Annotated in this window: 16 protein-coding genes and 1 tRNA gene; 7 read left to right on the top strand and 10 right to left on the bottom strand. The window is 67.7% G+C overall.

Translation table 11 applies throughout. The features are described 5' to 3' along the window. Positions 1–2172, bottom strand: a 2172-nt coding sequence (locus O0K41_RS19595) for a methyl-accepting chemotaxis protein (protein WP_308304558.1), incomplete at its 3' end; no start/stop codon positions are given. A gap of 182 nt (positions 2173–2354) precedes the next feature. On the opposite strand from O0K41_RS19595, the gene O0K41_RS19590 reads away from it, so the two are divergent. After that, positions 2355–2810, top strand: coding sequence for an Rrf2 family transcriptional regulator (locus O0K41_RS19590; protein WP_059035862.1), 456 nt, complete (start codon positions 2355–2357; stop codon positions 2808–2810). Then, positions 2800–3705: an NAD(P)/FAD-dependent oxidoreductase gene (locus tag O0K41_RS19585; protein ID WP_049451236.1), complete on the top strand. Its 906-nt coding sequence runs from the start codon at positions 2800–2802 to the stop codon at positions 3703–3705. Before O0K41_RS19590 ends, O0K41_RS19585 begins: the two co-directional genes overlap by 11 nt. A 112-nt stretch (positions 3706–3817) precedes the next feature. On the opposite strand, the gene O0K41_RS19580 is transcribed toward O0K41_RS19585, so the two are convergent. The 4 genes from O0K41_RS19580 to O0K41_RS19565 form a co-directional block, all read right to left on the bottom strand. After that, the gene (locus O0K41_RS19580) at positions 3818–5038 is read right to left on the bottom strand and encodes an RtcB family protein (protein WP_164221860.1); all 1221 of its coding nucleotides are present in this window, start codon (positions 5036–5038) and stop codon (positions 3818–3820) included. A gap of 56 nt (positions 5039–5094) precedes the next feature. Continuing rightward, a complete protein-coding gene (locus tag O0K41_RS19575) occupies positions 5095–6219 on the bottom strand; it encodes a slipin family protein (RefSeq protein WP_164221862.1) in 1125 nt (374 codons plus the stop codon). 356 nt (positions 6220–6575) lie between these two features. Further along, positions 6576–6648 (bottom strand) — tRNA-Gln (locus O0K41_RS19570). A gap of 644 nt (positions 6649–7292) precedes the next feature. Further along, complete coding sequence (locus O0K41_RS19565; RefSeq protein WP_164221864.1) at positions 7293–8249, bottom strand: aldo/keto reductase; 957 nt, start codon at positions 8247–8249, stop codon at positions 7293–7295. 169 nt (positions 8250–8418) lie between these two features. On the opposite strand from O0K41_RS19565, the gene O0K41_RS19560 reads away from it, so the two are divergent. From O0K41_RS19560 to O0K41_RS19550, 3 genes are all read left to right on the top strand, one after another. Beyond that, positions 8419–9276, top strand: coding sequence for a class I SAM-dependent methyltransferase (locus tag O0K41_RS19560; protein WP_164221866.1), 858 nt, complete (start codon positions 8419–8421; stop codon positions 9274–9276). 100 nt (positions 9277–9376) lie between these two features. Next, positions 9377–9637, top strand: a complete 261-nt coding sequence (locus O0K41_RS19555) for a hypothetical protein (protein ID WP_024958524.1) — start codon at positions 9377–9379, stop codon at positions 9635–9637. Positions 9638–9701: 64 nt separating this feature from the next. Next, entirely contained in the window at positions 9702–10241 is a 540-nt protein-coding gene (locus tag O0K41_RS19550; protein ID WP_043034468.1) for a pseudouridine synthase, read from the top strand. A 60-nt stretch (positions 10242–10301) separates the two neighbouring features. Here O0K41_RS19550 and O0K41_RS19545 read toward each other — a convergent pair whose 3' ends face one another. After that, positions 10302–10676, bottom strand: coding sequence for a hypothetical protein (locus tag O0K41_RS19545; RefSeq protein ID WP_005411574.1), 375 nt, complete (start codon positions 10674–10676; stop codon positions 10302–10304). 211 nt (positions 10677–10887) lie between these two features. After that, positions 10888–13392, bottom strand: coding sequence for an ATP-dependent helicase HrpB (hrpB, locus tag O0K41_RS19540; RefSeq protein ID WP_164221868.1), 2505 nt, complete (start codon positions 13390–13392; stop codon positions 10888–10890). A gap of 175 nt (positions 13393–13567) precedes the next feature. Here hrpB and O0K41_RS19535 point away from each other — a divergent pair, with 175 nt between their 5' ends. Both O0K41_RS19535 and O0K41_RS19530 read left to right on the top strand, forming a co-directional pair. After that, entirely contained in the window at positions 13568–13954 is a 387-nt protein-coding gene (locus O0K41_RS19535) for a hypothetical protein (RefSeq protein WP_164221870.1), read from the top strand. 61 nt (positions 13955–14015) lie between these two features. Continuing rightward, on the top strand, positions 14016–14813 hold the full coding sequence (locus tag O0K41_RS19530; RefSeq protein WP_032967280.1) for a TatD family hydrolase: 798 nt from the start codon (positions 14016–14018) through the stop codon (positions 14811–14813). Between the two features lie 56 nt (positions 14814–14869). On the opposite strand, the gene O0K41_RS19525 is transcribed toward O0K41_RS19530, so the two are convergent. The 3 genes from O0K41_RS19525 to O0K41_RS19515 all read right to left on the bottom strand — a co-directional run bounded on the left by O0K41_RS19525 (position 14870) and on the right by O0K41_RS19515 (position 17646). Continuing rightward, positions 14870–15721, bottom strand: coding sequence for an NAD-dependent epimerase/dehydratase family protein (locus O0K41_RS19525; RefSeq protein ID WP_171039739.1), 852 nt, complete (start codon positions 15719–15721; stop codon positions 14870–14872). 29 nt (positions 15722–15750) lie between these two features. Further along, positions 15751–16689: a 2-dehydropantoate 2-reductase gene (panE, locus tag O0K41_RS19520; RefSeq protein WP_164221871.1), complete on the bottom strand. Its 939-nt coding sequence runs from the start codon at positions 16687–16689 to the stop codon at positions 15751–15753. Positions 16690–16878: 189 nt separating this feature from the next. Then, the gene (locus tag O0K41_RS19515) at positions 16879–17646 is read right to left on the bottom strand and encodes a hypothetical protein (protein WP_164221873.1); all 768 of its coding nucleotides are present in this window, start codon (positions 17644–17646) and stop codon (positions 16879–16881) included. Positions 17647–17871: the final 225 nt, after the last annotated feature.

The raw sequence follows: 17871 nt of genomic DNA, 5'->3' as shown, positions 1-17871 counted from the left end.
GTCGGCCACGGTGCACGGCGCGTGCGCGAGGCCGGTGACACCATGGCCGAGATCGTGGCGTCGGTGCAGCGCGTCCTTCGCTGCGGCGGTGGTCGACAGATCGAACACATCCACCGCGTCGATCAACCGGTTCGCCTGCTGCTCCAGGCTGCGTGCGGCGGCGCTGGCTTCCTCCACCAGCGCGGCATTCTGCTGGGTGGTGCCGTCCATCTGGATCACCGTCTGGCTGACCTGTTCGATGCCCGCGCTCTGCTCCTGCGAGGCGGCGGAGATCTCGGCCATGATGTCGGTGACGCGCTGCACCGACGCCACGATCTCGGCCATGGTGTCACCGGCCTCGCGCACGCGCCGTGCACCGTGGCCGACCTGTTCCACCGACGCTTCGATCAACGCCTTGATCTCCTTCGCGGCTGCCGCCGAACGCTGTGCCAGGGTACGCACTTCGCTGGCAACCACCGCGAAGCCGCGGCCCTGCTCGCCGGCGCGTGCCGCTTCCACCGCGGCGTTCAGCGCCAGGATGTTGGTCTGGAAGGCGATGCCGTCGATCACGCTGATGATCTCGGCGATCTGCCGCGACGAGGTTTCGATCGCGCCCATCGTCGTCACCACCTGGCCGACCACGCTGCCGCCGTGAGAGGCAACGGTGTGCGCGCCGATCGCCAGCTGGTTGGCCTGGCGCGCATGCTCGGCGTTCTGGCGCACGGTGGAGGTCAGTTCCTCCATCGATGCCGCCGTCTCTTCCAGGTTGGCGGCCTGCTGTTCGGTACGGCGCGACAGATCGTTGTTGCCGGCGGCGATCTCCGCCGCCGCCGTGTGGATGTTGCCGGAGGCGTGCTTGATGTCGGTGACGATGGTTGCCAGCTGCGTAGCGGTGGTGTTGGCGTCGCCGGCGATACGCGCGAACACGCCCTGGAAATCACCGTGCATGCGCGCGCCGAGGCGGCCATCGGCAATCGCGCGCAGCATGCTGGAGACCTCGCCGAGGTTCAGTTCGGTGGTCTGCATCAATCGGTTCAAGCCGTCGACCATTGCGCGGAAATCATGCTCGAAGCGTGCGCTGTCGCCGCGCTGGCTGAAGTCACCGACGGCGGCGGCTTCGGCCAGGCGGCGGATCTCGCCGTTGATCATGCCGAGATTGGCCTTGGCCGTATCCAACGCGTTGGTGATCACGGCCTTTTCGCCGGGCAGGCGTTCCATGTCCTGGCTGAGGTCACCGACGGCATAGCGGCCCATGATCGAGATCGCGCGCATCTTCACCTGGATGTGAGCGTCAACCAGCGTGTTGCAGTCGGCCACCATGGTGCCGAACGCGCCCGGGAACGCACTGGCATCCATGCGATGGCTGATGGTGCCGGCGTCATGCGCCTGCGCCATCGTCGCCTGTGCGTCCAGTACGCCGCGCAGCGTGGACTGCACCGCCTGCATCGCCTGCGCGAGGCGACCGATCTCGTCGCGGCTGCGCACCTGCACCACGTGCTGCAGATCACCGGCGGCCACGGCACGCGCAGCGGCTTCCACCGCCAGCACCGGCTGCACCACCGCGCGCCGCAGCCACCAGGCCAGGCCCATCAGCAGCAACACGGCGGCCAGCACGGTCAGCGCCGCGCACAGCAGCAGGGTCTGCCGCGCCTGCTGCGACCGCGCCGCTACGGTTGCTTCGGCCACCTGCGTGGCATGCGTGCTCAGCGCATCCAGTGCGGTCGCCACCGGGCGGTCCTTGCCACGCACCAGATTGTCGCCGGCGGCGGGATCGTAGCCGGCTTCCGCAAACGCCTGCAGGGCGGCGTGGTAGTCCTTCTGCAGCTGCGTGTGCAGGCCGATGAAGGACTGCGCCAGTTCGCGCGTGCGTATGTCCGGGCTGGCTACGAGGCCCCTGGCCAGCTGCTCGACCAGGCGGCCCTCGCTGTCAAAGGCGTCCAGATGGCGCTGGCGCAGCGCGTCGTCGTGGCCGCGCAGCAGCACGTTCTTCCATTCCTGCACCTGGCTGCGGAACTCGCGCTGCAGGCGTTCGGCGTCGCGGCTGTGCGCGACTTCGGGTGGAACCTCGGTGGACAACTTCAACCAGGCGGAGGCCAGGCCCGCCAATGCGCACAGCAGGACCACGGCCAGACCAATGGAAACCGCGCCGAGCAGCTTGGACTGCAGGCGCGGAGCACGGACAGACGCTTTCATGGAAGGGACTCTCGGGAAGGGGCAATGCGGTATCGACCTGTCCCCACGCGTCTGAAGTGCGACGCTCATCACATTACCGTTTCGTTTAGTGATGTGAAGGGGATGTTTCATAGGACAAATGTGTCCATATGGAACGAAAGAAGACCCTCGACAGAGAATTTAAATGTAACTATCGTTGTTACATGAAATCCGCGAATCCACTGTCCGACGCCCTGCATGTGATGGCGCACCTGGTCGGCCATGCCGCCCCGCGCACGTCCGAGCAGCTGGCGTCCTGCCTGCCGACGCATCCGGTGGTGATCCGTCGCCTGCTGGCGCAGCTGCACAAGGCCGGCCTGGTGCGCAGCACCCGCGGCCACGGCGGCGGCAGCCTGCTGGCACGCGACGCCGCGGCGATCACCCTGCATGACATCTACCTGGCGGTGGGCGCACCACCGCTGGTCCAGGTCGGCGCCCGCGACTCCGGCGGTGGCTGCCCGATCCAGCAGCTGGTCAACAGCGCCCTGCTCGAGGGTGCACGCGAAGCGCAGCGCCTGCTCGAAGCGAGGCTGCAGGCGACCACGCTGGACCAGCTCGGCGCCGACTTCGCCCGCCATCTTGCCCATCACCGTTCCCTGGAAGCTCACCATGAATCCTGATGTGCTCATCGTCGGCGGCAGCTATGCCGGCATTGCCGCCGGCCTGATCCTGGCCCGTGCCCGTCGCCCGGTCACCGTCATCGACGCCGGTTCGCCGCGCAACCGTTTCGCCAGTCATTCGCACGGGGTGCTCGGGCTGGATGGCATCAGTGGCGCCGAGCTGCTGAAGACCGCGCGCCAGCAGCTGCTGGACTACCCCACGGTGCGTTGGGTGCATGCCGAAGCCGTGCAGGCCACCGCCCGCGCCGAAGGCGTGGAAGTGCGTACCGCCGATGGCCAGGTGCTGGCCGCGCGCAAGCTGCTGCTCGCCAGCGGCATCGCCGACCAGTTGCCGGCGTTGCCGGGCCTCGCCGAGCGCTGGGGCAGCACCGTGCTGCACTGCCCGTACTGTCATGGCTATGAAGTGGGTGGTGGTGCCATTGGCCTGCTTGGCGGTCATCCGATGTCCGCCAGCAAGGCGCCGCTGTTCGCGGACTGGGGCAATGTCACGTTCTTCAGCATGGGACTGGACATCACGGATGAGGAACGCGCCGCCATGCAGCAGCGCGGCGTGCAGATCGAGACGTCACCCGTGCTGGGCGTGCAGGGCGACCAGCCGACCTGGCTGGAAGTGGAGCTGGCCGACGGCCGCCGAATCGCCCAGCGTGCGTTGTTCGTGCCGGCCACCCAGGCGATGGCCACGCCATTGGTGCAGCAGCTGGGCTGCACGCTGGTCGAGAGCCCGCTGGGCGTGCTGATCGAGGTCGATGCGATGAAGCACACCTCGGTGCCGAACGTGTATGCCGCAGGCGATGCGACCACGGTGGGCAACATCACCCTGGCCATGGCCGAAGGCGTGCGCGCGGGCATCGGCGTGCACCATGCGCTGGTGGCCGAAGACAGCGTGCCGCGCTGAACGCGCGTGCTCCGGTAGATGCCGACCTTGGTCGGCGCTGTTCCATCCACGCATGGCGTGGTTCTACTGCAATCGGGAGCGGTGGGTGCCGACCTTGGTCGGCACCGCTCCATTACCCCTTCACGCACAGCACCTGCCGCAGCGTGTGCACCACGTCCACCAGGTCGAGCTGCGCAGCCATCACATCGTCGATCGACTTGTACGCGGCCGGTGACTCGTCCAGCACGCCACTGTCCTTGCGGCATTCCACGTGCGCGGTGGCCTCGCGGTGCTGGGCCAGCGTGATCTGCTGGCGCGCCGTGCCACGGCTCATCACCCGGCCGGCGCCGTGGCTGCAGCTGTGGAAGCTGTCCGCGTTGCCCTTGCCGCGCACGATATAGCTGCGCGTGCCCATGCTGCCGGGAATGATGCCCAGCTCGCCCTCACGCGCGCTGACCGCGCCCTTGCGCGTCACCAGCAACTCCTGGCCGTTGTGCGTCTCCTTCTGCACGTAGTTGTGGTGGCAGTTCACCGCCATCGCCGCCAGCTGGAACTTCGGCAGCCGGTGGCGCATCTCGGCCAGCACGCGCGACATCATCGCCTCGCGGTTCTGCCGGGCGTAGTCCTGCGCCCACGACACCGCTTCGACGTAGTCATCGAACAGCGGCTCGCCTTCCATGAAGAACGCCAGGTCCTTGTCCGGCAGGTGGAAGCCCAGCACGCGCCGGGCCAGTTCCTCGCGCGCCTTCTCGATGAAGTAGGTGCCGATCAGGTTGCCGGTACCGCGTGAGCCGCTGTGCAGCATCACCCACACCGTGTCCGTCTCGTCCAGGCACAGTTCGATGAAGTGGTTGCCGCCGCCCAGCGTACCCAGCTGGCGGTCCAGCTTGTCGGTGCGGATTTTGCGGTGCCTGTCCTTGATCTTCTCCAGGCCGGCGGCCAGCCCGGACTGCACCAGCCGGGTGTGGATGCTGTCGGGCATGCGGTGATGCTCGCCGCCGCGCCCATTGCCGACCGGGATGCTGCGCTCGATGCTGTTGCGCAGTTGCCGCAGGTCATCGGGCAGGTCGTTGGCGCGCAGCGTGGTGCGCACCGCCGCCATGCCGCAGCCGATGTCGACGCCGACCGCGGCCGGGATGATCGCACCGCGGGTCGGGATCACCGAGCCCACGGTCGCGCCCTTGCCCAGGTGCACGTCCGGCATCACGGCCACCCACGGCCCGACGAACGGGATCGCGGCGATGTTGCGCAGCTGCTCATGCGCCTGCGCTTCCAGCGGCACACCGTTGACCCAGCCCTTGATCGGCGTGGTGCCCTCGGCGTGCAGCCATTGATAGTTGTGTTGAGTGTCCATGTCTTCGTCTATGTCCTTGATGGGCCGGCGGCGCGTCCCTGCACCGCCGCTACCCCCTACCTGATCGTCACCAGCTGCTTCAGCACGCCATCCAGGCCGCCGAACACGGTGAGCTTGTCGATCTTCTCGGTGACCTTCTCCAGTGCCTCCAGCTCCTTCAAGCGCATCAGCACCGGGTTGTCCTCGATCAGCTTTGCGGTGTTGAGCTGCGAACGCGTGGCGTTGGCCTCCTCGCGGCGACGGATCACGCTGGCCTGGGCCTGCTTCTCGGCCAGCACCACGCCGTTGAGGATCTCCTTCATCTCACCCGGCAGGATCACGTCCTTGATGCCGACGCCGAGCAACCGCACGCCGTGGCCCTCGATTGCCGCCTGCACATGTGAGGCGATCTCGTCGTCCAGCGCCGCCTTGTCGCCCAGCAGCTCGTCCAGGCTGCGCGCGGCAATTGCCTGGCGCAGGCCGAACTGCAGCTGCCGGTAGACGAACTCATCGGCATTGCTGAGCGTGCGGTGTGCACGCACCGGGTCGACCACCTGCACGGTCGCGGCCAGGTTCACCCGCAGGGTCACCTTGTCGCGGCTGAGCAGCTCCTGGCCGGACACGTCCAGTGAACGTGCACGCAGTTCCACACGCTCCACCGACACGTTGCCGTTGAAGTTCCAGAACGCGTGCAGGCCGGCGTCCAGCGTCTGCCGCAGCGTGCCATCGATGAACAGCAGGCCGACCGACTCGCTCGGCACCGTGCTGATCACCGCCACACGCGGCAGCACGCCCAACTGGCCCAGGCGCTGCTGCACGTCCGCCGGAATGCGCGGCTCGTCACCCAACGCCATTACCTGCACCTGGGTATCGACCGAACCACGCCAGTACAGACGGCGGCTGCCCGGCGGCAGAACTTCATCGATGCGACCGTTGCGCAGCACCAGGCCGACCTCGCCGGCACCGACGTTGGCCAGCACGAAGTGCGCGTCCAACTGTGTGCCCAGCGCTTCGATCAGGCTGTCCTGGTCGCTGCCGGTATAGGCCGCGCCCTTCGATGCAGTGTGGATGTCCACGTGCGGCCGGCCGCCGAACGGCGACAGGCGGTGCACGCCCGGCAGCAGGATCTGCTGGAAACGACGGTTGCGATACACCAGGCCGCGCTCGCCGTCGCCGATCACGACCTTGATGGTCCAGAACATGGGAGTCTCTCCTTGTATGGCTCTGGTGGTTCGACCCGTTGCGGATGAACCGCCATGACCCGGGTCGATCAGGTCGTGGCGAGGCCGCCTGCACACCACGTGCAGGCAGCGGAAGAGGGCGGCCATCGGCGGACGGTCCGCGCGCGGAGCCTTCGGTGCACCGGCACTGCTGCCATCGTCGTTGCCGGCAGGAAGCACCGGGGCGGAACGTGGCTGGCAGCGGCGGCGGACCGGGGCCCGGCGTGCGGTCCGTTGCCTTCCACGCCCCGCCCGAAGGCGATGGCGGTGGACGGCGACGATGGCCGCTGGGGCTTGCGCCCCGGGTGTTGCTTCAAGTCATGACGTGACAGGTCATGTGGTTTGGAGTGGGAGTCGAACCCACGACAGACGGAATCAGGATCCGTTGCTCTACCCTACTGAGCTATCCAGTTGGGGACCGCGCGGAATCGAACCGCGTACCGGCGAACCGGCGCCTGCCTCCAGCAGGCGATCCAGGCGATGGCATGTCCGCGACCTCCGGCATACGCCACGGCAACGCCGCGCGCACCAGCCCGTGGTTGAAACGGGACCGTTGGAGAATCGAGGGTGCAGGCCACCGACATTATCGGCGAGCGATAATGTTCTGATGCGATGCAGATAATGTCCAGGCGCTGCCGGTCGCGCGAAGTAAATCCTTCGGCGGGGCGGGAAAAGCTTGGTCAGTGAGCGGCGGGTTGCCGCGCGGGGTGCAGTTCTGGCATCGCGGTTCCTTGTGCCGACGCAAACGAAAACGCCCCCGGGACTTGCGTTCCGAGGGCGTCGTCAGGCCTCGGAGATCGGGGTGGCCGATCTCCGCAGGGCGGATATCAGGCCGTTGTCAGCTGGTCTTCCTTGCCGAACGCGCGCGCCAGCACGTCCATGCGCAGGCATGGCAGCAGTTTGGCGGTGGCGACGGAATGCGCGTTCAAGGGAAGTTTCCAGTGGTTGTTGAAACGAGGTGCGCACGATAAACCACGATTTACTCGCGCGCAACCATTTTGTTCAATTATTTTCTTCGCTGTTGTGCAATGCCGGCCAGCGGCCGGCACTACAACTCAGGCTTCCGCGCTGGCGGCGTCGAGTTGCGCGATATCCTGCACGCTCAACGACAGGTTGGCCGCTGCCAGCAGATCGTGCAGCTGCTCGACGCTGGTGGCGCTGACGATCGGCGCGGTGATCGACGGCCGTGCGATCTGCCATGCCAGTGCGATCTGCGCGGCACTGGCGTTGTGCTTGCTGGCCACGTCATCCAGTGCCTGCAGAATGCGCAGGCCACGCGGATTCAGATAGCGCTTCACCACGTTCTCGCCACGCGCCGGGCTCTTGGCCGCATCGGCCGGCGTGCGGTATTTGCCGCTGAGGAAGCCACTGGCCAGCGCGTAGTAGCCGATCACGCCGATCTGTTCGCGCTGCACCAGCGGTTCCAGTTCCTTTTCGTAGCCGGCACGGTCGTACAGGTTGTACTCCGGCTGCAGGGTTTCGTAACGCGGCAGCTTGTAGCCGGTGGACACCTTCAGCGCATCGGCCAGGCGCGTGGCGCTGTAGTTGGAAGCACCGATCGCACGCACCTTGCCAGCTTCGATCAACCGGCCGAATGCAGCCAGGGTCGCTTCCAGCGGCGTCGACTCGTCATCCTCGTGGGCCTGGTACAGATCGATCACGTCGGTCTGCAGGCGGCGCAGCGAATCATCGACCGCCGCATTGATGTTGTCCGGGGTCAGGCCGGGGCGCTCGGCCCACTTGGCCACCTTGGTCGCCAGCACCACCTTGTCGCGCTTGCCGCTGCGGGCAAACCACTTGCCGATCAGCGTTTCCGATTCGCCGCCGGCATTGCCCGGCACCCAGGCCGAATACACATCGGCGGTGTCGACCAGGTTGAAGCCGGCGTCGACGAAGGCATCGAGCAGGGCGAAGCTGGCCTTCTCATCGGCGCTCCAGCCGAACACGTTGCCACCGAAGGCGAGCGGACGTACATGCAGGCCGGAACGGCCCAGTTCGCGGGTTGCCGTCATGGGCACGGACTCCTTGGGGGAAGTGCTCCAGAATAAAACGCGTAGTGTGACCGTGTTGCGGCGGCGACCACAAAACAGTGTTCCGCGATACGCACGCCGCTAACGTTTTGTGAACACCTGGGACGCCGCGGCTGCTAGTCTCGCCGCATCTTCCGCTGGAGTCGCTCCGATGATGCCTGCTTCGTCCCTGCGTGGTTGCCGCCTGCTGCTTGCTTCGGCCCTGTTTGCCGCTGTTCCCGCGTTCGCCGCACCGGCCACGGTGGCGCCGGTGAAGATCCAGGTGTCGCCGGCCATCGACGCGGCGGTGAAGGTACCCACCCGTGATGCCAACAACGTCAAGCGCGACGGCTTCCGCCACCCGGCGCAGACGCTGTCGTTCTTCAAGGTGACGCCGGAAAAGACCGTCATCGAGATCACCCCCGGCAACGGCTGGTACTCGGAGATCCTGGCGCCCCTGCTGCACGACAAGGGCCACTACGTTGCTGCGGTGGTCGATCCGATGGCGGTGCCCGAAGGCCGTGGACGCGACTACCAGCAGCGCAGCCGCGACAGTCTGGAAAAGAAGTACGCCGCTGCACCGGCACAGTTCGGCAAGACTGCCGTGGTGGCCTACGATCCGGCCAAGCCGGTGTTCGGCCCGGCCGGTTCAGCCGATGTGGTGCTGACCTTCCGCAACGTGCACAACTGGCGCAAGGCCGGCCAGGCGCAGGGCATGTTCCAGGGCTTCTTCAACGTGCTCAAGCCGGGCGGCGTGCTGGGCGTGGTCGAGCACCGCGCCAAGGCGGACGTGGCCGACGACGATGACACCGGCTATGTCGGCCAGCAGCAGGTGATCGCGATGGCCGAGGCCGCCGGCTTCAGGTTGGACGCGCGCAGCGAGGTCAACGCCAACCCGCGTGACACCAAGGACCACCCGAACGGCGTGTGGACGCTGCCGCCGACCAACCAGCACGACAAGGCCGACGATGCGAAGTACCAGGCGATCGGCGAAAGCGACCGCATGACCCTGCGCTTCATCAAGCCGTAAAGGGGGCGCCGGGCTGCGCCTGGTGAGCGCGCAGCGCGGTGTTGGGCGGAATGGGTAGCGGCCGGGCAATGCCCGGCGCTGCCACCAATGGAGTGTGCTGTTGAAGAAAGTGCTGTACTTCGCCTTCGCATTGATGGCGCTGCCGCGGCTGTATAACTTCGTGTTCCATGCGGGTCACGTGCATGATCTCGTGGCGGCGGCAGGTTTTGCGGTGCTGCTCGTGGGCTGCCTGTGGGACGAACGTGCGCGCAGGGCCTGCCCACCGGTAGCGCGGCTACGGTATCGCGCCAACGCTGCCGCCACGTGCGGCGCCGTGGTGGTGCTCGTTGCGCTGTTGATGGAAAGGAAGGTCTTCGGCTGAGTGGTGATCGCGGCGGCGATGCGGGAATGGGACAATGCCCCACCCGCCGACTGCCGTGCCCGCAATGCTGATCGCCTTCAACAAGCCCTTCAACGTGCTCTGCCAGTTCACCGACCGCAGCGTACCGCCGCGGCCGACCCTGGCCGGGTTCGGCCTGCCGCCGCGCGTGTATGCCGCCGGTCGCCTGGACCATGACAGCGAAGGCCTGCTGCTGCTGACGGATAACGGTACGCTGGCGCACAAGCTCACCGACCCCAGGCACAAGGCCGACAAGACCTACTGGGTGCAGGTGGAAGGCACGCCCAGCGAAGAGCAGCTGCAACAGCTGCGCGACGGCGTGGTGCTCAACGACGGGCCGACCCTGCCGGCGAAGATCGAGCGCCTCGATCCGGCGCCGTCGCTGTGGACGCGCGATCCGCCGGTGCGTTTCCGCAAGACCGTGCCTGACAGCTGGCTGGCGATCACGATCCGCGAGGGGCGCAACCGCCAGGTGCGGCGGATGACCGCGGCGGTGAACCTGCCGACGCTGCGGCTGGTCCGCGTGTCGATGGGACCCTACCGGCTGGACGACCTGCAGCCGGGGCAGTGGCGGCAGATTGGCTGAAATGAAAAGGCCGGAGCCCTTCCTGCGGAAGGACCCCGGCCGTGACAGTGGCCGACGATCTCAGGCGTCGCTGCCGATATCGCTGTGCTCGTCCACCACGGTGTCGTTGCGGCGGTCGCGTGCGTTGATGCGCTGCGCCTGCCCATTCACCACGTGGCCATTGGCAGCCTTCTTCTTCTGCTGCTTGCGGTACAGCGCATAGCCGAGCAGGCCGACGCCAACGGCAGCCGCGGCAATGGTCACGGCCGGGTTGCGGCGGGCGAACTTGGTGGCGACCTTGCCGCCGGTCTTTACTGCGCCGAGGGCGGCGCCGGTCTTGATCCAGTCCGCGTTGCGCAGGCTGCCACCGGCGCTCTTCAGGCCATCGCCGGCGGTGTGGGCCAGCTCCAGGGCGCGCTCCAGAGCGCGGTCGGTGATTACGGTCAGCTTGCTCATGCGGGGGTCCTTTGCCTCGGGTCGAAGTCCAGTGTCGCGTGTTGCCCGTAAACGGTATGTCAGTCGGGGACGCAGGCGGTGTGACTTTAGCGTAGCCATTCAGGATCAGGCAGGGTGGGTCGGATCCCTTTCCGTTGGGAAACGGCTCTGACCCCAGCGCCACGCCTGGGGTCAGAGCCCATCGCGATGCAATGGGATCCGACCCCGCCCTTCAGGTTCCGCGCGGCTTGGCCCGGTGCGTGGCCGTCGCCGTCCACGGATCATCCGGCCATGGGTGGCGCGGGTAACGGCCCTTCATCTCCTTTTTCACTTCGGCGTAGGTGCTTTCCCAGAAGTTGCGCAGGTCCTGGGTGACCTGCAGCGGGCGGCCACCGGGGGAGAGCAGGTGCAGGGTCAGCGGCACGCGGCCATCGGCGATGCGCGGCGTGTCGGCCAGGCCGAACAGTTCCTGCAGCTTCACCGCCAGCACCGGCGGCAGCGGATCGCCGCTCTCGCTGTCCAGCGCATAGGTGATCGGCCGCTCCAGTCCGGACGGCACGGTGATGCGGGTCGGTGCGTGGCGTTCGACCAGCTGCCGTTGTGACCACTCCAGTGGCGATTTCAGCGCTTCGCCAAAGCTGGATTCGTCCAGCGCATCCAGTCGCGTCTTGCCGGCGAACGCGGGCTGCAGCCACTGCGCACGGTTGGCCAGCAGGGCGTCGTCGCTGCAGTCGGGCAGGCCGAGCTCGGGCATCCAGCGGCGCAGCGATTCCACCCGTGCCTGCCACTGGCGCAGGCCTTCGGTCCACGGCAGCGCCTGCAGGCCGAGCTCGGCCACCGCATCGGTCAGCGCCTGCGCGGCGTGCTGCGGATCGACCCGGCCGGCCGAGCGGCTGTCCAACACGATCCGGTCGAAACGGGTCTCGCGCAGGGCCACCAGGGCGCGGCGCTCGCTGTCCCAGCGCACCACGTCTTCGGTGACGAAGCGCTCCGGCCACGCCCTGCGCAGCTGGCCTTCGTCCACCGGTGCGGCACGCAGCAGCAGCGCATCGCGTGCCTCAAAGCGAAGCTCGCTGGCCACCAGCCACGGTTCGCCACGCAGGTCGCTCAGCTCGTGCAGGCGCGCGCTGCGCCCATTGGCCAGCAGGTAACGCAGTGGATCGCCGGGATGCTGGAAGCCGATCCGATCAGGGAAGGCGTGAGCGAGCAGGTCGCCCAGCTCATGGGCCTCGATGCTGGCCGGCGGCGTGGCTTCGCAGCGCAGGCGGCGACGCCACTGCTTGGCGGCGGCATCGATGGCGGCCAGCCCGCTGCGGTTGGCATCGCCCGGTGTGCGGCCATTGCGGAACGCGGCCAGTGCGCGCCAGCGGCTCGCCAGCGCGTCACCGCCCTGGCGCAGCGGATCGCGCGCTTCCAGCAGTGCGGCCAGATCGGCGGCCAGCGCCTGCGAACGTGCATCGGGCGCGGCCAGCAGCATCGCCGCCATCCGTGGGTGCGTACCCAGCGCCAGTACGCGGCGGCCGAGTGCGGTGATCGCACCACTGCTGGACAATGCGCCCAACCGCTGCAGCAGTTCGCGGGCGGCGCCCATCGGGCCGGCAGGTGGCGGATCGAGGAAGCGCAGGTCGCTGCTGCCCCAAGCGGCCAGTTCCAGTCCCAGTCCGGCCAGTTCCACCTGGTCGATCTCGGCGCGGCGCTGCGGCTCCAATCGCTGCGACTGCGGCCACAGCCGCCAGGCCACGCCTTCGGCCACGCGACCGGCGCGACCGGCGCGCTGGTCGGCCGACGCCTGGGCGATGGACACCACGTCCAGCCGGGTGAAGCCGCTGTTGGGGTCGTAGCGCGGTTCGCGTGCCTGGCCGCTGTCGATCACCACGCGCACGCCGGGCAGGGTCACCGACGACTCGGCCACGTTGGTGGCCAGCACCACGCGGCGGCGGCCATCACTGGCGGCCTGCAGCACGCGCGCCTGCTGTTCCACCGGCAGCTCACCATGCAGGGCCAGTACTTCGACGCCGGCATCCAGCGATTCCTGCAGGCCAGCCTGCACCCGCGCGATCTCGCGCTGGCCGGGCAGGAACACCAGCAGGTCACCGGGGTGATCGGCCAGGGCCTGCTGCACCGCGCGGCGCACCTGCAGCTCCAGCGTCTCATCGCGGCGCGCCGGGAAATGGCTGACCGTCACCGGGTAGCTGCGGCCCTCGCTGCTCAGCCGCGGCGCATCGAGGAAGCGTGCCAGGCGCTCGCCATCCAGCGTGGCCGACATCACCACCAGGCGCAGGTCATCGCGCAGCTGCGCCTGCACGTCCAGCGCCAGCGCCAGGCCGAGGTCACCGCTGAGATGGCGCTCGTGGAATTCGTCGAACAGGATCGCACCGACCTCTTCCAGCATCGGGTCGTCCTGCAGCATGCGAGTCAGGATGCCTTCGGTGACGACTTCAATGCGGGTGCGTGCCGAGACCTTGTTCTCGAAGCGGATGCGGTAGCCGACCGTGCCGCCGACCTCTTCGCCCAGCTGCCGTGCCATGAACAGCGCGGCGCTGCGTGCGGCGACCCGGCGCGGCTCCAGCAGGATGATTTTCCGGCCTTGCAGCCATGGCGCGTCGAGCAGGGCCAGTGGCACCTGGGTGGTCTTGCCGGCGCCAGGTGGCGCTTCCAGCACCAATCGAGAGTGCTGTCGAAGTACGTCCAGGACCTGCGGAATCAGCGCGGAGATCGGGAAAACAGGCGGTTTCATGTTCCAAGGATAAACGTCCCGGCGCCGACGTGGCTTGACCCCGCAAGGTCGGGGTGTTCTGGTAACGCGCCCTGCCTCCGGCCTGCCCATGCGTCCCAGCCTCCTGCTTGCCTCACTCCTGCTGCTGCCTACGTGCAACAGTGCCAGCGCCGCGCCGTCCGACACAGCCCACCCGATGGCGCGCCTGCTGGGTGCGGACGTTCAGCAGCGCTACCTGCCGCAGGGCATGAGCGATGAACTGTCGATCCGGCGTGCCTATGAACAGGGCATTCTGCGTTCGCCGGACTTTCCTTCGCTGGAAATCTCCGGCGACCAGGCTTTCATCTTCTTCGCCCAGTTCGCGCGCAGCAGGATGGGGCCGACCTTCAATACCTTGACCGTGTGCCACAATCCAGACGGCTTCCGGCTGTTGGTCGGAGGTGGATCGCGCCAGTCCTGCGCAGCACGCCCCGACGCGGGGATGCGGTTCATCCGCCAACGAAATGGCGACCTGGCGTGCGAGCCCTGCGCTGCGCTCAACTTGCCGGAGCGCTGGGAGCGCCACGACCGCCACACGCATTGACCCGCCGATCACTGCCGAGGCGGGGGCTACAATGTGCACGAATACTGCCCAGTAGCCCCCCATGCACCTGATCGATATCGGCGCCAACCTGACCCACGACTCCTTCGACCGCGACCGCGACGCCGTGCTGGACCGCGCGCGCCAGGCCGGCGTGGTGCAGATGGTCATCACCGGCGCCAGCCGCGAGCACTCGCCGCTGGCCCTGCAGCTGGCGCAGCAGCACCCGGGCTTCCTGTACGCCACCGCCGGCGTGCACCCGCACCACGCGGTGGAATACACCGAGGAATGCGATGCTGAAATGCGCGCGCTGCATGCCCACCCCGAAGTGGTGGCGGTGGGCGAGTGCGGGCTGGACTACTTCCGTGACTTCTCGCCGCGCCCGGCCCAGCACCGTGCCTTCGAGCGCCAGCTGCAGCTGGCGGCAGACAACGGCAAGCCCCTGTTCCTGCACCAGCGCGATGCACACGCCGATTTCATGGCACAGATGAAGAACTTCGAAGGTCGCATCGGCCCGGCGGTGGTGCATTGCTTCACCGGCGAACGCGACGAGCTGTTCGATTACCTGGACCAGGACTGGTACATCGGCATCACTGGCTGGCTGTGCGACGAGCGCCGTGGCGCGCACCTGCGCGAGCTGGTGAAGAACATCCCGGCCAACCGCCTGATGATCGAGACCGATGCGCCCTACCTGCTGCCACGCACGCTGAAGCCGATGCCGAAGGACCGCCGCAACGAACCGATGTTCCTCTCGCATATCGTGGAAGAACTGGCCCGTGACCGGGGCGAGGACGTGGCCGTGACTGCGGCCAATGCCACTGCCGCCACGCGTGCGTTCTTCCGCCTGCCCGACGCGGGTTGACGGTAGTGCCGGCCGCTGGCCGGCAGCACATCCTGATTGCCGGCCAGCGGCCGGCACTACCGGAGCAGGTCGCGCAGGCCCTCACGGTAGCTGGGGAAGCGCGGCTGCCACGCCAGCGCTTCACGCGTGCCACGACTGTCGATGCGCTTGTTGCTCTCGTAGAAGCGCCGTAGCGTCGGGCTGAGTGCAGGGTCGTCCCATGCCACGGCAGGTGGCATCGCAAACCCGCCCAGCTTCGCGGCGAAGGCCAGCACATCCTGCGGTGGGGCCGGCTCGTCATCGCTGGGCAGGTATATCCCCTGCGCAACCGGTCGCTGCATCGCCGCGACGATCACTGCCGCAAGATCCTCTACGTGCAGGCGGTTGAACGCCAGGCCCGGCCGAATCACATGGCGGGCACGGCCCTGAGACAGCTGCAGCAACGCATTGCGCCCCGGCCCGTACAGGCCGGGCAGGCGGAACACCGCCGAAGCGATGCCACGTTCCTCTGCAAGCGCACGCCATTGCGCTTCGGCATGCCGGCGCTGCACGCCGGCTGCTTCGGTGGCATCGGCTGCGCTGTGCTCGTCAACCCAGCCGCCGGCCCGATCGGCATACACCGACGTGGACGACAGATAGCCCACCCAGCGCAGTGCCGGGCTGGCCCGCAGAGCCGGCAGCAGCAGGCGCAGTGCCGGGTCGCCCGCAGCATCTGGCGGCACGCTGCACAGCACGGCCTCGGCCTGCGCGACCTCATCGAGCAGGGCGGGCGACGGTGGGGAGTCAGCGTGCAGCTGATGCCGCAGCAGGCCATCGTCCGGCGCCGACGAGGGGTTACGCACCGTGCCGACGACGTGCACGCCCCGCGCCTGCAGATGCGGGGCCAGCGCGCATCCGCTCCAGCCCAGACCGAGGATCAGCACCCGCATAGGCAGCGCGCCGGCCTGCAACGGGAGGCTCACGCGCCGCGCAGTGCCTGGTAGGCCTGCAGGCTGCTGTAGGCGACCTGCAGCAGCAGGGCTTCCTGATCGGCCTTGCGTGCACGCGCCAGCATGTCGCCGACGATCTGTTCGGCCTCTACCTGCTGGCCGGCTTCCAGATCCCGCAGCATCGACGCCTTCAGTGCCGAGCCTGCCTGGGTGAGGGTGCCGCGCGCGGTGTCCTGCGCGGCATCGGGAATCGGCTCACCGGCAGCTTCGGCCACGGCCAGGCACTCGTCGTACAGGCCACGTACGATCGCCTCGCCATCATCGGTGGCGACGATGGTGCCGATATCCGCACGCAGCAGGCAGGTCGCGGCGGCCAGCGCGGTCAGGAAGGTGTACTTGATCCACTGTTCCTGGCCGATGTGTTCGCTCGCCAGGTGATCAAGATGGGCCTGCGCGCAGGCAGCGGCGAAGGCACGCACGCGTGCGGACGCCGCGCCGCCATCGCGCTCGCCGAAGGTGAGCTTGGCCGGCTTGCCCAGGTGCAGCACCGCACCGTCGGGGGCCTTGGTGGCGCTGATGAAGCACAGGCCGCCGAGCACGGCGTCGCGGCCGAAGCGCAGGTCCAGCGCGTTGTAGTGGTGCAGGCCGTTGAGGATCGGCAGCACGGCGGTGTTCGCGCCCACGGCTGGAGCAATGGCGTCGATCGAGCTGTCGAGGTCGTAGGCCTTGCAGCTGAGGATGACCAGATCGAACGGCTTCTGCGCGGCCAATGCGGGCAGCGCATCGGCGGTGACGTGCTGCACCGGGAAGCTGGCATCGCCGAGCGGGCTGCGAATGACCAGGCCATCGCGGTCCAGCTGTGCGGCGCGCGCGGGGCGTACGAGAAAGGCTACGTCCACGCCGGCCTGGGCCAGGCGACCACCGAAGTAACCGCCGGTACCGCCGGCGCCGAGGATCAGGATGCGCATTGCACGTTCACCGCTTTCTGGGGGAATCAGATCTGCGATTGTGCCGGAGATTGCGGCCAACGGCGGAGCCCCTCGTGGTGGAAGAAGCACAAGCCGTGCCTGGTCGGGCGGTCCGGGTGCGGCCACCACGGAAAGCAGATCAAGAGTGAAAGCGGGTCGCTCGCTGCGCTCGCTCGTGTAGAGCGGTGCTCAGGGCAGTTGTTCGCTGAAGTCTTCGGTGTAGCCCAACAGCAGTGTGGCGCGGGTGGCCAGGGTTGCAGCCAGTTTTGACCACGTGTCATGCGTTCCGGTCGCGTAGACGCGCTGCAGGTCCGAGACCAACGCGCTCGCCTCTGCAGGTGACGGTGCGCTATCGCGCTGGAAGCCCAGCCAGGATGCGCCAAGCCCGAACAGGCGGTAGCCATGGTGCTCCTGCAGGTGCCGGATCAGGGCGTGATTCTGGAAGATGTCCCAGTCCGCGCTGAAGTAACCGTTGGGCAGGGCGGCAATCAGCAGGTCATCGTGGTCCACCGGCACCTGCTGTACGCAGACCACCTCGTCGACGATCAGGTCCGGCGTTGCATTGGCGGCGACCAGCGCCTCGACGTCCTCGTTGCTGCACATCAGCGTGCCCGCCAGCGCGCTCCATTCCAGCCGATGAGAGGAATGCTCGAGCTGCGCGACCACATGCGCCAGCAACCGCTCGCGTGCCGCCAACGCATCTTCGGGAGTTTCCGGATCTTCGTCCTCGTACAGCGCGATGCGCGCGTCGTCGGACGCATGCATGCTGGTGTAGCGGCATTGGCCGACATCATCGAGCGTGCACAGGTAGCGATACCGGGGATCAGCCGCGTGCCGCGAGGCCAGGTATTCCAGCACCTCATCCAGCGTGGGTGAATCGCCCAGCAACGCATGGCTGAAGGCATCGATGGGGCCGTCCACAACGGCCTTGTCCAATGGAATGGAAGTGATCTTCATCGCCACAGCCTAGCCGCAATTCCGAACGAAAAGATCCGGGCGTCGGCCTTACCGTGAACGCTCCATCCACGCATGGCGTGGATCCATCGTGTCGACCAAGGTCGACACCCACCAACAGCAGCGGCAATCTGTCGAAGGCGGGGTGGGTCCGGTTGCGGGGGTGTCCGCGGCATGGATGCCGCGGCCAAGCCCCCCAGGATGGGTTTACGGCGTCCCCCGCAACCG

Origin of the sequence: Stenotrophomonas sp. Sm2128 (assembly GCF_030985535.1) — a bacterium.
Lineage (GTDB): Bacteria > Pseudomonadota > Gammaproteobacteria > Xanthomonadales > Xanthomonadaceae > Stenotrophomonas > Stenotrophomonas maltophilia.
This window is presented reverse-complemented; position numbering and strand designations above follow the sequence as displayed.